This is a genomic window from Paraburkholderia sp. A1BS-2L, from assembly GCF_051125205.1.
Taxonomy (GTDB): Bacteria; Pseudomonadota; Gammaproteobacteria; order Burkholderiales; family Burkholderiaceae; genus Paraburkholderia.
This window is the reverse complement of the sequence record NZ_CP120428.1, coordinates 198911-213548: the sequence shown is the minus strand read 5'-3', so window position 1 is coordinate 213548 and position 14638 is coordinate 198911. Positions and strand designations below refer to the sequence as shown.

General features: G+C 62.9%; 14 protein-coding genes and 2 pseudogenes. 6 read left to right on the top strand and 10 right to left on the bottom strand.

What is annotated here, in order from left to right; all coding sequences use genetic code 11:
* Positions 1–82: 82 nt before the first annotated feature.
* Complete coding sequence (locus P5W98_RS00905) at positions 83–1750, top strand: Na+/H+ antiporter (protein ID WP_421022801.1); 1668 nt, start codon at positions 83–85, stop codon at positions 1748–1750.
* A 27-nt stretch (positions 1751–1777) separates the two neighbouring features.
* Here the strand turns inward: P5W98_RS00905 and P5W98_RS00900 are convergent, their stop codons facing one another.
* The 6 genes from P5W98_RS00900 to P5W98_RS00875 all read right to left on the bottom strand — a co-directional run bounded on the left by P5W98_RS00900 (position 1778) and on the right by P5W98_RS00875 (position 6676).
* Positions 1778–2017, bottom strand: a complete 240-nt coding sequence (locus tag P5W98_RS00900) for a hypothetical protein (protein ID WP_421022800.1) — start codon at positions 2015–2017, stop codon at positions 1778–1780.
* Positions 2018–2224: 207 nt separating this feature from the next.
* A complete protein-coding gene (locus P5W98_RS00895) occupies positions 2225–3529 on the bottom strand; it encodes a solute carrier family 23 protein (RefSeq protein WP_421022799.1) in 1305 nt (434 codons plus the stop codon).
* A 435-nt stretch (positions 3530–3964) separates the two neighbouring features.
* Complete coding sequence (locus tag P5W98_RS00890) at positions 3965–4603, bottom strand: DUF2239 family protein (RefSeq protein WP_421022798.1); 639 nt, start codon at positions 4601–4603, stop codon at positions 3965–3967.
* A gap of 109 nt (positions 4604–4712) precedes the next feature.
* Positions 4713–5540, bottom strand: coding sequence for an HvfC/BufC family peptide modification chaperone (locus P5W98_RS00885; RefSeq protein WP_421073432.1), 828 nt, complete (start codon positions 5538–5540; stop codon positions 4713–4715).
* Positions 5537–6415, bottom strand: coding sequence for an MNIO family bufferin maturase (bufB, locus tag P5W98_RS00880; protein WP_421073431.1), 879 nt, complete (start codon positions 6413–6415; stop codon positions 5537–5539). Before bufB ends, P5W98_RS00885 begins: the two co-directional genes overlap by 4 nt.
* A 12-nt stretch (positions 6416–6427) precedes the next feature.
* The gene (locus tag P5W98_RS00875) at positions 6428–6676 is read right to left on the bottom strand and encodes a BufA1 family periplasmic bufferin-type metallophore (protein ID WP_421022795.1); all 249 of its coding nucleotides are present in this window, start codon (positions 6674–6676) and stop codon (positions 6428–6430) included.
* Between the two features lie 277 nt (positions 6677–6953).
* Between P5W98_RS00875 and P5W98_RS00870 the strand changes: the two genes are divergently transcribed.
* Positions 6954–7259: a DUF4148 domain-containing protein gene (locus tag P5W98_RS00870; RefSeq protein ID WP_421022794.1), complete on the top strand. Its 306-nt coding sequence runs from the start codon at positions 6954–6956 to the stop codon at positions 7257–7259.
* Positions 7260–7515: 256 nt separating this feature from the next.
* On the opposite strand, the gene P5W98_RS00865 is transcribed toward P5W98_RS00870, so the two are convergent.
* The 3 genes from P5W98_RS00865 to P5W98_RS00855 form a co-directional block, all read right to left on the bottom strand.
* On the bottom strand, positions 7516–8322 hold the full coding sequence (locus tag P5W98_RS00865; protein WP_421022793.1) for a hypothetical protein: 807 nt from the start codon (positions 8320–8322) through the stop codon (positions 7516–7518).
* 162 nt (positions 8323–8484) lie between these two features.
* Positions 8485–9603, bottom strand: a complete 1119-nt coding sequence (locus P5W98_RS00860; RefSeq protein ID WP_421022792.1) for a porin — start codon at positions 9601–9603, stop codon at positions 8485–8487.
* A 351-nt stretch (positions 9604–9954) separates the two neighbouring features.
* Entirely contained in the window at positions 9955–10248 is a 294-nt protein-coding gene (locus tag P5W98_RS00855; protein ID WP_421073429.1) for a hypothetical protein, read from the bottom strand.
* 186 nt (positions 10249–10434) lie between these two features.
* Between P5W98_RS00855 and P5W98_RS00850 the strand changes: the two genes are divergently transcribed.
* Entirely contained in the window at positions 10435–10884 is a 450-nt protein-coding gene (locus tag P5W98_RS00850) for an SRPBCC family protein (RefSeq protein ID WP_421022790.1), read from the top strand.
* 46 nt (positions 10885–10930) lie between these two features.
* Here the strand turns inward: P5W98_RS00850 and P5W98_RS00845 are convergent, their stop codons facing one another.
* On the bottom strand, positions 10931–11155 hold the full coding sequence (locus P5W98_RS00845; RefSeq protein ID WP_421022789.1) for a SymE family type I addiction module toxin: 225 nt from the start codon (positions 11153–11155) through the stop codon (positions 10931–10933).
* A gap of 266 nt (positions 11156–11421) precedes the next feature.
* On the opposite strand from P5W98_RS00845, the pseudogene P5W98_RS00840 reads away from it, so the two are divergent.
* The 3 genes and pseudogenes from P5W98_RS00840 to P5W98_RS00830 form a co-directional block, all read left to right on the top strand.
* Positions 11422–11700, top strand: a pseudogene (locus P5W98_RS00840) (transposase); the annotation flags it as partial.
* 47 nt (positions 11701–11747) lie between these two features.
* Complete coding sequence (locus tag P5W98_RS00835; RefSeq protein WP_421073428.1) at positions 11748–12770, top strand: IS110 family transposase; 1023 nt, start codon at positions 11748–11750, stop codon at positions 12768–12770.
* A gap of 271 nt (positions 12771–13041) precedes the next feature.
* Positions 13042–13973: pseudogene (locus P5W98_RS00830) on the top strand (IS3 family transposase); the annotation flags it as partial.
* Positions 13974–14638: the final 665 nt, after the last annotated feature.

Sequence of the window (14638 nt, the reverse complement as noted above, 5' to 3'; positions counted from 1 at the left end):
TTAAAGGGACACACTCAAAGGACGCATTACCGGGACCGGGACGCCCTACCGGCACGCATCGCGTCCTCGCCTTACGTCATCGATGGAAACCATTTTCACCGTTCTCATTCTGCTCCTTGCCGTGGCACTTTCGGGCGTCATCGTGCGTCTGTTGCCCGTCAAGCTGCCACTGCCGCTTTTGCAGATCGCCATCGGCGCATTGCTCACGTTTCCGCGCATCAATCCGCACGTCACGTTCGATCCCGATATCTTCATGGCGCTGTTCATCCCGCCGCTGCTGTTCGCGGACGGCTGGCGCATCCCCAAGCGCGAATTCTTCATGCAGCGCCGCGCGATCCTGATGCTCGCGCTCGGCCTCGTGCTGTTCACCGTGGTGGCGGTGGGCTATTTCGTGCACTGGCTCGTGCCGCAGATCTCGCTGCCAGTGGCCTTCGCGCTCGCCGCCGTGCTCTCGCCCACCGACGCCGTCGCGCTCTCGGCCATCGCCGGCAAGGACAGGATTCCCGCGCAACTCATGCACATCCTCGAAGGCGAAGCGCTGATGAACGATGCGTCCGGCCTCGTCGCGCTCAAGTTCGCCGTGGCCGCCGCGCTCACCGGCTACTTCTCGCTGCGCGACGCCACGCTCAGTTTCTTCGTGATCGCGGCGGGCGGGCTCGCGGTGGGCGCGGCGATCGGCTGGCTGTTCAGCTTCGCGTCCGCCCGCTTTCTGAACATGACCAGCGAGGGCGATCCCGCGCCCGGCGTCGTGATGACGCTGCTGATTCCGTTCGCGGCCTATCTCTTCGCGGAGCATCTTGAAGTCTCGGGCGTGCTCGCCGCCGTGGCCGCCGGGATGATGATGAACTACACGAGCGTCGCGCACATGGGGCCGGTGTCCTCGCGCGTACGCGCGAACAGCACCTGGCAGATGATCGAGTTCGTCTTCAACGGCATGGTGTTCACGCTGCTCGGGCTGCAGTTCCCCGGCATTCTCGGCAAGGCGCTGCTCGAGGCGCATCACACGAGCAACATGCAGATGATGCGTCTCATCGGCTATATCGCCGCCGTGCTCGCAGCGCTCTACGCGATGCGCTTCGGCTGGGTGTGGCTGCTGCGCTGGGTAGCGAGCCGCAGCGCAGCGCGACAGGGCATGGCCAACGCGGTGCCGGGCCTGCGCACCGTGGCGATCACAACCGTGGCCGGCGTGCGCGGCGCGGTCACGCTCGCGGGCGTGCTCTCGCTGCCCGTGGCGCTCGCGAGCGGCGCACCGCTGCCCGGGCGCGACACCGCCATTTTCATCGCCTCGGGCGTGATTCTCGCCTCGCTAATGGTGGCGATCGTGGGGCTGCCGCTGCTGCTGCGCGGCGTGAAGCGCGGCGCACATCCGGCGCACGCCGCCGAGGAGCGCGCCGCGCGCGCCCAGGCGGCACAGGCCGCGATTCGCGCCGTGGATGCGCTGCACGAGAAAGCCACCGAGGACATGGACGAATCGCAAGCCGCCTACGCCGCGGATGTCACGGCGCGCGTCATGGACACCTACCGGCGCCGCCTCGCGACGCTCGACGCCGACCGCGACCGCGCCAAACACGCGCGCGAGTCGGAAGCGCTCGAACTGCAGATGCGCCTCGCGGCCATGCGCGCCGAACGCGCGACGCTGCTCGACCTGCGCAACCGCCAGACGATCAACGACGAGACGCTCTCGAAGCTGATGCGCGAAGTGGATCTTTCTGAAACCGCGATGACCACGCGCGGACGCAATCGGGGATAAGGGATAGTGGGCATGCCACGCGGCTGCTTACCCAGCGAGCCTCTGGCTGTCCCACACCCCGCGGTGAATGGCGCGTTCCAGCATGCCTACCGTGAGCGCTTCCTTCTCATACTTTTTCCGCTGTACTTTTGAAAACGGCAAAAGAAGGATTGAGAACAGGTTAAATCCCTCTTCCACTGCGATATAGAAAAACAATTCTTCTGGATTTGGATTCTGGTGGGTTCCATATCTATAAGTAGTGACAGGTGTATCTATAGCTGCGCTCATATTTCACCCAATAAATACACAATCAGATGAAATTTGCACTGCTGGTGATCCGCAGTCGCAATAGATCCTTGAGCCAACTCCGGTTCCAAGCAAATATGCTCAAAGAGCAAAAAACGCGACGCCCTGTCATAAAGGGTGTCGCGTTTTTATTCGTATTTGCAGCGTGGCGACGCCAAACGCGCGCCGTTCGCAAAGAGATGGCTCGCCTTAAACCGCCGCTTCCTGCGCCGGCTTCCTGCGCAACAGCGCGTACAGAATGATCGCGCCGAAGGTCGCGGTGCCAATGCCGCCGAGCCCGAAATTGCCGAGCTTGAGCGAGAAGTCACCGGCGCCGAGCACGAGCGTGACGGCGGCCACGATCAAGTTGCGGTTATCTGAGAAGTCGACGCGGTTGACGACCCAGATGCGCGCGCCCGTCACGGCGATCAAACCGAACACGACGATGGACGTGCCGCCGAGCACCGGCCCCGGAATCGTCTGGATCACCGCGCCGAACTTCGGCGAGAAGCCAAGCACGAGCGCGATGAGCGCGGCAATCGCGAACACCAGCGTCGAATAGATCTTGGTGACTGCCATCACGCCGATGTTCTCCGCGTAGGTCGTCATGCCCGTGCCGCCCGAGAAGCCCGAGACGATGGTGCCGAGGCCATCGCCGATGAACGCGCGGCCCACGTAGCGGTCGAGGTTCTGGCCGGTCATTGCGGAGACGGCCTTGATGTGGCCGAGATTTTCGGCCACGAGAATCACGGCGATGGGCACGAGCATCGTCATCGCATGCGGATCGAACACCGGCGCGGTGAACTTCGGCATGCCGAACCAGGCCGCGTTGCCGACGATCGCGAAGTCGATCGGCTTGCCCATGCCCATGCCGTTGGTCACGACTGCATAGATCGCGTAAGCGATCGCGAGGCCCACGAGAATCAGGAGACGCTGGAGCATGCCCCGCGTGAAGACGGCCACGCCGCCCACGCAGAGGATGGTGACGAGCGCCATCCACGAATCGAACTGCGAGGCGCTCACGCTCTTCACAGCGATGGGCGCGAGATTCAGGCCGATCACGGCCACGATAGCGCCGGTCACCACGGGCGGCATGAGCGTTTCGATCCACGCCGTGCCGACCACCGAAACGAGCACGCCGATCAGCGCATAGGCCACGCCGCACGCGACGATGCCGCCGAGCGCGACCGGAATGTTGGTGTTCGGCCCGTGACCGCCGTAACCGGTGACGGCAATCACGAGACCGATGAACGCGAAGCTCGAACCGAGGTAGCTGGGCACGCGCCCGCCCACCACGACGAAGAACAGCAGCGTGGCAATGCCCGACATGAAGATGCACAGGTTCGGATCGAAGCCCATGAGCAGCGGCGCGAGCACCGTCGAGCCGAACATGGCGACGACGTGCTGCACGCCCATCGCGAACATCTGCGGCCAGGGCAGGCGCTCGTCGGGCGCGACGACGCTTTTCGCGGAGCTCGTTTGCGCGCGCCAGCGGGGAAAATATGAGTCGGACATGGGGCTCCTCTTATGCTGTTGTTGACCGTTGTTGGTCGTCCTGCGCCGGTGGCTGCGATGGCTGCCGGCGCGATCGGGTTTTGTCTGGGTCTTGTCTTTTTGGGAGAGAAATCTCGCGCGAGTGTACGGAGCCGCAAACGGCGTGGCAAGGCAGACTTGCGAGCCCGCGCCGGCGAATGGGGCTATAGCGCGCAAAGCCCCGCCTGACGGGAGTTTCGGACTACTCCTATATCGACGGAGATACCCGCGGCTTAGACTACATCTGCTGCGTGACCCCATGACAGTTCATGCAGAGGTTGTAAATGTAAACTCTCCGACTTCCCGCTCATGCCCACGTGGCCTGAGCGGCTTTTTTTTTGCCCGGGCGTTTTTAATGCTCTTATCCGGTGCGGCTCACCACGAAGCCGCGCCGGCAGGTTATGGCTGGTTGCGGCTTCATGCGAACGCGCCTTGCGCGAGCTCCCGCACGTAGTCGCGCACGCCCTCGGGCCAATCCACGCTCCAGGCCTCGAAGCGCGCACGCTCGCCGGCATACAGCGCGCGCAACGCTTCCTCGTAGCCCGGCAGATTGCCCGCCAGCGCGGTCATGAAACGGTGCACCGCCTCTTGCGACGTCCGTACGCGGTCCTTCGCCTCGCTCACATGACGCGCGCTTTCCACGAGCCGCCGCAGCACCACCGACGCGCCGCCCGGCTGGGCCGCCAGCCAATCCCAATGGCGCGGCAGCAACGTGACCTCGCGCGCTACCACGCCGAGCTTGGGCCGGCCCCGGCCGCGCGGGGCGTCTTCGCCGGGGTCGTCTGGCTGCGTTTGTTGGTCGCCTTCAGTGCGGGCTTGCCATGCCGCATCGGCGGCGAGGCGCGCGGCTATGTCCGCGGGGCGGCCGCGCAAATCGAACTCCACCGGCTTCGCGTCGCGGTCGTCGAAAACCAGCACCTGCGCGGTCTCCCCTCCCTCCAGCACAGCCTTCACCGCCAGCGCCACTTCGCGCGGCGCGCCGCGCGCGATTAGCCGCGTGCCGGCAAAGGCCGTCACGCGAGGGCCGCTTGACGCGGCTTCATTTGTCATTGCCATGACTTGCTCCTGTATCAAATCGCGGAGCTAATATTATCCGGGTAAATTTTAAAGCGCAATATCACCCGGGTAATAATTTGCTGCACGTCAATTGCAGCGCGCGAACGCGTCATCCGCTGTGCAAGCCCACGATCGCGCCCGCCTCGATCCACGTGCGCCAATGGCTTGCGAAGTCGAACGCCTCGTCGACGGCGAATGCCCGTTCGAGCGCTTCGTCGAGCGTCGCGCCGCGCTGAAGCGCCACGAACGCCTCGTGCGCTGCCTGCGTGTGCGCAAGCGCAGTGGGACGCCAACGCGGACGCACGACAAGCACCCAACCCGGTGTATCGACGCGGTCGGGCCACGCATGCTGGCGCGCTCCTTCACGCGCTTTGTCGCCGAGGTTTTGATCGCCTTGCTGATGCGCGCGCCAAATAGCAAGCGCCGCGTAATTCGAGGCCAGCGCGACACATGCCGGATGCACGGCGAGCCGCGACGACATGAGCCGCTCCGCGCCGATCGCCTGCCACTGCGCCGGCGCGAGCGGCTCGGCATCGGCGGCGAAGGCGGCCATGTGCAGCGCCCATTCGAGCCGCGCGACGTCGCCGAAATATGCGTAGCGCGCATCGGTTTCGTAGCGCTCGATGAAGACCGGCAAAGCCGCGCCGAAGCGATTCAGATCCGCGTCGCGTGATGGATGCGCCCGCGCATAAGCGAGCGCGAGTGCATCGAAGTAAGCCTCTCCGACGAGCGCCGCGAGCACCGGATACGCGCTCGCCAGCGCAGCGCGCCGTGCGGCGCGCACGTTGCCGCGATAAAGGCCAAGACGTTCGTGCGCGGCACCAATCGAAGCGCCTGGGCGCAGGTGTGCCGCGGCCAGCGCGGCATCGGCGGAGGGATCGTCGAGCGCGGCGGCAAAGGCCGCCTGCATCGACGCCAGCGATTCATCGGCGCTCATGCGCGCACCTGCGCGCTCGCGAGCGGATCGCGCGCAATGCACGTCATGCGCTCGCGCGCGAGCCTCGCTTCGTCGAGCAGCACATCGAGCGGCGGCACGCCGGTGTCCCATTCGATCAGCGTGGGCACCGCGCCGAATCGGCGCAACGCGGCCTCATAAAGCGTCCAGACTTCTGGCGCGACGCGCGAGCCGTGATCGTCGATCACCGCGGCCTCCGTCACGCGATGCCCCGCGAGATGCAACTCGCCCACCGCCTCGCGCGGCAATGCGGCCATCGCGGCGAGGGCGTCCTCGCCGTGATTGCATTGGTTCACGTAGAGATTGTTCACGTCGAGCAGCACGCCGCAGCCGGTGCGGCGCGCCAGTTCGGCCAGAAAAGTCGTCTCGCCAAGGGTGTCGTCGCGAAAGCGCACGTACGTGGAGACGTTTTCGATCAGCACGCGCCGGCGCAGGGTGTCCTGCATTCGCGCGACGCGCGCGCACAGATGATCGAGCGACGCCTGCGTGAGCGGCATCGGCAAAAGATCGTGGAGCGCGGCGTGGGGCATCGCGCCCCAGCATAGATGCTCCGAAACGAGCGCCGGTTCGATGCGCTCGACGAGACGCTTGAGACGTGCGAGATGCGTATCGTCGAGTCGCGCCGCCGAGCCAAGCCCGAGGCCCACCCCGTGCACACTCACGGGCGCATCGCGGCGCACCGTTTCGAGCACGTGCAGGTCGTAGCCGCCATCGCCGAAATAGTTCTCGCTATGGACCTCGACCCAGCAGACCGGCGGCGGCGCCTCCATGAACGCGCCGTAGTGCGCGTGGCGCAAACCGATGCCGACGCCTTGCGCCTCACTCGTGCTCGAAGGTGAATGCATCATCGTGCTCATGCCGCGCCTTGCTTACGTTTCCGGCGTGCCGCCGAGCTTTTCGCAAGTGCCCTTGGGCATCGTCTTGAAGTCGCCCTTGTCGTGATCGACCTTGGCCTGGCCCGCGCAATCATGCACGCCGGTCTTGCTCGCGCAATCGTTCTGGCCAGCCTTGGCGACGCCATAGCAGTTCACCGTATCGGCGGCGTTCGCGACGCCTGCCGCTGCAAGACCCGCCAGCGCAGCGGCCATCACGGCCTGACGGCTCAATGCGTTTTTCATCGGAAATCTCCCTGAAGGTAACGAGAGGCGCGTGAGCCGCGCCGCACGGCCTCTCGCGCAATATTTTGCCTCACCATTGGCTCCGCAAAGCTTGCCCCCGCGTCGGCACGCCCAAAGCCCAGCACGGCCTGAGCCAGCGGCGATTATATTCATTTTTGCAATGATATTTGCCGTATCTCGATATTTATCTTCGAACCTCGTAGCAATAAAGTTACATCAACGAATCGAACAAACTCATTGTTACGGTTCTAAAGATAAACCTTGGAGGTTATTGATCATGAAGACCCTGATTGCTGCAGCCCTTGCCGCTACCGTTCTTGCCGCCCCGGCTCTGTCGTTCGCTCAACAAAGCCAGCCGCTGACCCGCGCCCAGGTTCGCGCAGAACTCGTGCAACTCGAACAGGCCGGCTATCGCCCGGGCGTCTCGAGCCCGTACTACCCGGCCGACATTCAAGCCGCACAAGCGAAGGTCGCGCAGCAGAGCGCTACGGCCGAAGCCACGGCCTACGGCGCATCGACCAACGGCTCGACGCAAGCCGGCAGCCGCGTGACGCCGGCCAAGTCGGTCTACTTCGGCCAGTAAGCGCTGTCGAAGGCAGCGCCCCGCCCAGCGGCGCGCTGCGAGAAACACACCGGACGGGCCCGCTCTCGATCGAATTGGAGAGCGGGCCCATCAGTTTTTGCGCAATCGAATTAGATGACGTCGCCTCGCGGCATCTCGAGCGCCGCGCGCGACGCTCGCACAGAAAACCTCCGCCGCCGGTAAACCGGCGGCTTGCCCGGACACACGTTGTCCGGGCCTTTTTCCTCACCTCTGTCTCGTTGACTCCGCCCGCCGGTTACTCCGTGGAAACGGCATCGGCACGCACGCCGCTTTGCGCGGGATCCGCGCGCTTGAGCCGCGCAAGACGTCCGCTCGCCGCCTGAACCAGCATGGCGACCGCCACCGCTTCGGCGAATGCCAGCGTCGCCGACTGATGTTGCAGTCCCAGCGACAACACCAGACAGAACGCCGCAAACCCGAAGCGCCCGAGCACCATCCCGCGCAGCAGCGCAATCACGAACGCCGCGCCGTGCGCGCGATGCGACGACACGGCCATCACGCTGCTGAGCAACGGAAACACCGCGAACAGACCGCTCCACACGGGGCCGAGGCGCGTGGACAAGGCCGTGACGGACAGCGTAAGCGCAGCGCCGGCCGCCATGCGCCCGGCGAGATCGGCGCGCGCGAGCGGCGCGCCGGCAGCCACCACGGTGCTGCGCGGCAGGAACGCCTGGCCAAACAGCGTAGCGGCCAGCGCCACGCCCAGCGCCCACGGCCACGACACCGGCAAGCGCGACAGCACGCACGCGGCGGCGAACCACGCAGCGAAGGCCACCGCGAGCGCCAACCACCAGGGCCGCGCGCGGCACGTCCATGCATAAGCGAAATTGAACGCCTCGGACGCGAGGATCGCGTAAAGCGAGAGCGTGACGGCGCGCGCGCCAAACGCATTGCCGTGCTCCATCACGAGCAGCCAGAGAATCGGACCCGCGATCACGGGCAACCCGGCTAGCCAGCCCGCAACCTTCGGCCCCCAGTGCTTGCCGGCCATCGAGACGAACAACAGGAAGAGCGGGACGAGCGTGAGCTTGAGCGCGAGCATCGGGGCAGAAGACCGCCATGAGGACGGCGATGAGGGGAGAACGGCCGATGGTAGCAGCGCACGCGCGAATGCGCTGACCGGCGCCCTGACTGCCTGGATTCACGCGCCGGCCATCATGCAGCGACCGGCGCGCGAACACGCGCGCCCGAAAGCGCGCCGGGATCAGAAGCGGTGGCGGATACCCGTGGCGACCACGAGCTGGTTACGTCCGCTGGCAGGATCGAACGAATTGATTGCCGCGGGCGCGCCCGCTGTCGCGCGTTGATAGATCGTTTCGGCGTAGGCGTCGGTGCGCTTCGAGAACTGATAGACCGCCTGCAGCGCGCCCTCGTGCCAGTGCGCGTCCGCGCCCTTCGTGTAGACGTACATGCCCGCGAGCGCCACCGCCGGCGTGACCTGCCAGACCGCGTTGACCTCGTAGTTGCTGAACGCGACGGACGGCAGCCCAAAGCCGCTTTGCGCATCGACGACACCGGTCTGAATCGAGCGCGACCACGCCGCGCCGAGCGTCACATCGCCGATCACATAGTTCGCCCCGACGCCGATGGTGTCCTGCTTGCCGACGAAAGTATCGATGACCGCACCCGCCGTGTCCCCCGAGCCCGGCAGCGCGAACGGCTCGTAAGCGCCGTTGTCTGTCGCGCCGCGGCCATTGTTGTGCAGCCACGCAACGCCCGCGCTGAACGCGCCGCCCGAATAGTTCGCGCCGATGCTGTAGGCGCGGTTATCGGCGAAACGGCCCGCGCCGTTCGAGAACGCGTACATACCGCCGAACGTGAAGCCGCCATAGTTCGCGCTCGCGTACTTGATGGCGTTCGCGGCGAGGTACGAATTGTTGGCGTTGTCGTTGTCGAACGGATGCGCGAACGCGGTGCCGCCGACGCCGCCCGTCAGCGTGAAGGGCGCGAAATAATCGTGGACCGAGTCGTACTGGCGACCGAGCGTGAGCGTGCCGAACGTCTCCGATTGGAGGCCGACGTAGTACGGGTGATCGTTGCGCGCCTCGCCGCTGGCCGGCGCGAAACCGTGCTCGAGACGGAACAGCGCCCTCATGCCGCCGCCGAGATCCTCGCTGCCTTGCAGGCCCCAGAAGCTGCCGTCGACGAGACCCGAGGTGAGCTGATATTGCGAGTGTCCGCCGACGTTGTTCGCATAGGCAAGGCCCGCGTCGATCTCGCCATAGAGCGTGACGGTGGATTGAGCCTGCGCGGATGCGCTCAGGCTGAGAAAACTAGCGGCGCAGGCGGCGGCAAGCGCGGCCTTGTGCGAAGGGCGAGTCATGAGAGTGCTGGACGGTGAATGGTTGTGGCTTGTTGCGGCGCAGGGACGGTACGGTGCGGCAGCGCTGTTCAGGCGCGCGCACGACCTGCGGACCTTACACTCTGGAAATGTTAATAAGAATCGTATTCATTACGCAATACCTGTCTGAGCGCGAAGCGGAATTTTTGAGGAAGCGATGGGGATGCGCAACGAAAGAGTTGATCAAGGGGGGAGCTTGTGGTGCGAGTGTGACGCTGCAAGCTGGACGCGGCGTTCTTGGCGGACGCGAGTTGACTCCGGGCGCAGCGTGGATGCTGCGCCGCGAGTGTGCGCGTTAAGGCTGCCCGGCTGGGGCTGTTAGTTGCGGTTTGACTAGTAGCCGTGGGTCACGAGCGAAAGCACCGAAAGATCGGGATGCGTGCCCTCGATGATGCTCCGGCCCACATGTGCCGCCTCTTCCACCGCTTCTTGCTCGCTGCGGAAGGTTTCCTCGCCGTCCGGATGGTACGGGACCGAGTGGCCCGGCCGTGTGATGTCCGCGCCTGGGTGGCAGACATAGGCAGTGTAGGTATAGCGCGTGCCGCCTTCCTGGACCGGCATCGCGCTGACGTGGATCTCGAAACCTTCGTAATCGACTTTTTGAGTCTCAAGCTGCGCGGCGGGCATGGTGGCCTCCGAGGGACTGGGTGCGGGCGGGTGGCCCGGGGCATAGGGTTTAGTTTAGGGCACTGGGACGGGTTGGGTTGCTGCGGTGCGGGGGCTTGCTGGAGTCGATTTATTGGGCTGTCGCCTAGAATCCCTGGGTGATTGGGTTTGTCGTTTTGCTCATTTGTGACTGCGTGGAGGGTGGATATGGCTACGGGTACTGTTCGAATTCATCGTGTTTTTACGGCGCCGCCTGAGCGGGTTTATCGCGCGTTTCTGGATGCCGCCGCGTTGGCTAAATGGCTGCCGCCGAATGGGTTTACCGGGACCGTGCATCAGCTTGATGCGGTTGTGGGCGGGAAGTATCGTATGTCGTTTACGAACTTCACCAATGGCGCCAGTCACTCGTTTGGTGGGGAGTATCTGGAGCTCGTGCCGGGGGAGCGGATTCGGTATACGGGCGTGTTTGATGATCCGAATTTGCCTGGGGTGATGGAGACTACGGTTTCGCTGCGTGCTGTGTTTTGCGGGACGGAGTTGAATGCGGTGCAGGAAGGGATTCCTGAGATTATTCCGGTTGAGGCTTGTTATCTTGGGTGGCAGGAGTCGGTGGCGTTGTTGAAGACGCTGGTGGAGGCGGAGATTCGGGAGCCTTAGAAGGACAAACCCCGGTGGGGGCCGGGGTTTTCGTTTGTAGTTCTACTTAATCCTGCGTGATCACAAGTTTGCCTTCGTGCACTTCTAGCCTTACGCGCCGCCCTGCTTCGAAGCCTGCGAGTTCTAGCCATCGACCGGCGAGTTTGATCCAAGGATATAGCGGCGGGTCGGTGTGGGTTCGTGCGTTGATGCGGCGATATCGCCAAGACTTCTGAATGGTCACGTGACGCACAGGATGTGCGTGCAATGCATTAAGATTGGGGCCAGCCATGGTCAACTCCCGTGATGAGTTGGTTGCGGTTAGCGGGCTGTGAGTGCCGGTAACACTTGCAGCCCGCGCTTCGGTTACAGCGTTGAATTCCCCTCTGATATCTTTGCCACTTAATATGACATCCTATTTATTTTATAAAATAGCACAGGCCACCTAAATCGCATTTGATTTCTGGAGCGGCCCCACGTATCTGAGGACACGCGGACTCTCTTAAAATAAGGGATAGTCTTGTGCCTATCAGTAAGCCTAGTCATTACGTGGAATCCATCGAAATTCTGACCGAGCCGGAGCGTCGTCGGCGGCGCACGGCCCAAGAAAAAATCGCCATCGTGCAGGAAACGCTGGCGCCGGGCGCATCGGTATCTGCCGTGGCTCGGCGGCACGGCGTGAACCCGAACCAGGTGTTCGGCTGGCGCAAGCAATACCAGGAAGGCAGTCTGGCTGCGGTGCAAGCGGGCGAAACCGTTGTGCCCGCCTCGGAGCTGGCCGCTGCCATCAAGGAAATCAAGGAGCTGCAACGGCTGCTCGGGAAAAATGGTATGGACGCCTCCTCATCGCATAATTGAGGTCTCATCCTACCGGGAGAGCACAAATGGAGCCGACAGTCGTGGGCGTGGACATCGCCAAGCGGGTCTTCCAACTGCACTGGATAGCTGCGGATACTGGTGAAGTGTTCGACAGGCAGGTCCGTCGCAGTGAGTTCCTAGAGCACTTTGCTAATCGCGAGCCCTGCCTTATTGGAATGGAAGCTTGCGGAGGTTCACAGCACTGGGCACGTCGCCTCACTGAACTCGGGCACGAGGTCAAACTGATGCCCGGCAAGCTCGTCAAGGCGTTCGTGACAGGAAACAAGAACGACGTCGCCGACGCGCGCGCTATCTGGGCAGCTGCAAAACATCCGGGGGTGAGAGCCGTACCGGTTAAGACCGAAGCTCAGCAGGCCGTTCTCGCGTTGCATCGCATAAGACAGCAGCTGGTTGTATTCCGACGCTCCCAGTCCAACTGCCTAAGGGGTTTGCTGGGCGAATACGGAGAGGTGATGGGCGTTGGGCGTGCAGCCATGAACCGTGCCATGCCAGAACTCCTGCTACGTCTCGATTCACGTTTGCCCCGGGTATTGATAGATTCACTTCGGGAACAGTGGCAACGGCTTGTCGACATCGACAAGCAGATTACCGTCATTGAGCAGAGACTCCGTGCATGGCTACGTGAAAACCCAGCCTGCAGGGCAATTGCGGAAATCCCGGGCGTAGGGTTCCTCACTGCCACTGCTGCAGTCGCCTCAATGGGCGACCCTAAAGCCTTCCGTTCCGGCCGGGAATTTGCGGCGTGGCTAGGACTTGTTCCCGCGCAGTTTGGAACTGGTGGAAAAGTCCGCCTGCTTGGAATCAGCAAAAGAGGAGACCGGTATCTGCGCACCCTCATGGTTCACGGGGCACGCTCGGTTATGAAGCATGCGAAAGACCCGGGGGCATGGGCGGTGCAATTAAGCATGCGACGCCCATTCAATGTGGTAGTCGTTGCTCTGGCAAACAAGATAGCGCGGACTATTTGGGCTCTCCTGGCTCACGGACGCTCTTACAGCGCTAGTTATCCACCACCTACGACGGCATAGCTGACTTTCCACTGTACTATGTTGTACTCAATATAGACTCTATAGTTCAAGGTTGCGCAAGGTAACGTTGCAATGGCAAACAGGTAAGACCGGGACTCATCAAACCTGCATCGTCTTCCGGACGTGATGGTCCGTGGCAAAAATGAGGATTGAGTCAGCGGATTCCATTGGGGCCAGCGGGCATCGACCTGCACGGGCCGAATATAAAACCGCAGCCTGTATCTGTTCGACAACGCAACAAGTCCTTGGCAAGCCGGAGGCGTCCATATAGAAGACGATGGAAGTCGAAATCCTGAAAGAAGCCGTCGAGTGGGGTCGCTCAAAAAACCTGATTGCGCGCTCGCCCTTGTTGCCGGGGGACGACCATTGAAAACGGTCTGCGAAGTTCTCGGCGTGGCGCGCTCTGGCTTGGCGGTGAAACGGCTTCGCTCGTCCGGTTGGCAGGATGGTCGCCGCGCCAGACCGACCGACGACACGGAGCTGGTCGAAGAAGTCCAGGCCCACATGGCGCACTTGCCGACCTACGGCTACCGGCGCATCTGGGCGCTGCTGCGTCGCAGTCGCGAGATGGTCAGCGCGCCATGCATTAACCACAAGCGCGTCTATCGCGTGATGCACGAGCACCAGTTGCTGCTGCGCCGTCCCGGCGTGCGTCGAGACAGGCGACGGCACGACGGCCGCGTTGCCGTGGACCGGAGTAATGCCCGCTGGTGTTCGGATGGCTTCGAGTTCCGGTGCGACGATGGCACGCCGTTGCGCGTGACATTCGCGTTGGATTGCTGCGACCGGGAAGCGATTAGCTGGGCGGCGACGACCGGTGGGCATAGCGGCGACGTGGTGCGCGACGTGATGCTGGCGGCCGTCGAACAGCGCTTCGGCACCACGCAGACGACGCAGCCCATCGAATGGCTGACAGACAACGGTTCGGCCTACATCGACCATCGCACTCGGAGCTTTGCACGCGAGTTGGGCTTGGAACCGCTGACCACGCCCGTGCGCTCGCCGCAGAGCAACGGTATGGCCGAGTCGTTCGTGAAGACCATGAAGCACAATTACGTCGCCTATATGGACAAGCCCGATGCGCCGACGGCGCTCTCGCGTCTGGCTGTTGCGTTTGAGCATTACAACGAGCGTCACCCGCACAAAGCCCTGAAATACCGCTCGCCTCGCGAGTTCAGGCGGGCTGCGGCGTCATCAACCTAACGGTGTCCGCGTGTCCTGAGTTACAGGGGCAACTCCAATTTCATTCAATGTGCAAATGATTTTTAAAAATACAATTGTATCGGGGCTACGCCCTCCCTTGTCATAACCTTATGCGCCGCTTTTACCGCCTTAAATGACTCGCCATTCGAAGCCCCATCGATCGCAAGGACAACAGGATGTTTGGTCCATCCGTTCAAGCTGGCCAGATCGAACGAAAGCCGTCGATGGTGGCGGATCGAGAGCAGATATACCGTGCCTTTGATCTGCACATACGGCAGCAAGTAGTGTCATCACGTATTCGCGCAACTCGCTGCCTTCGACAATGGAATTCAATGGTTGGGTCAGACGAGCGATGCCGTTGCTAGTTTCCACGGAGTGGATAGGGAGTTCGAGGAAAGACCTGGCCCATGCGGGACAAGCGTCCGATATAGCGACGGCACCTTACGCTACGCGGGGTTTCCGGGGTACTTTGGTACGACTCGGATATCCAGTTGTGCGGAGGGCTACCGTATTGTCTGATTTTTTGAAATAAAAAAAACGAAATCCTGTTAGCGGCTTTTTAGGTTGCCCCCGCAACGGCCCCATCCGCCAGTACACTGGGAATCCGGGTTCGAACTCGGACCACATCATGTCGAACACGTCCATCGGGTCATCACGCCATGTTG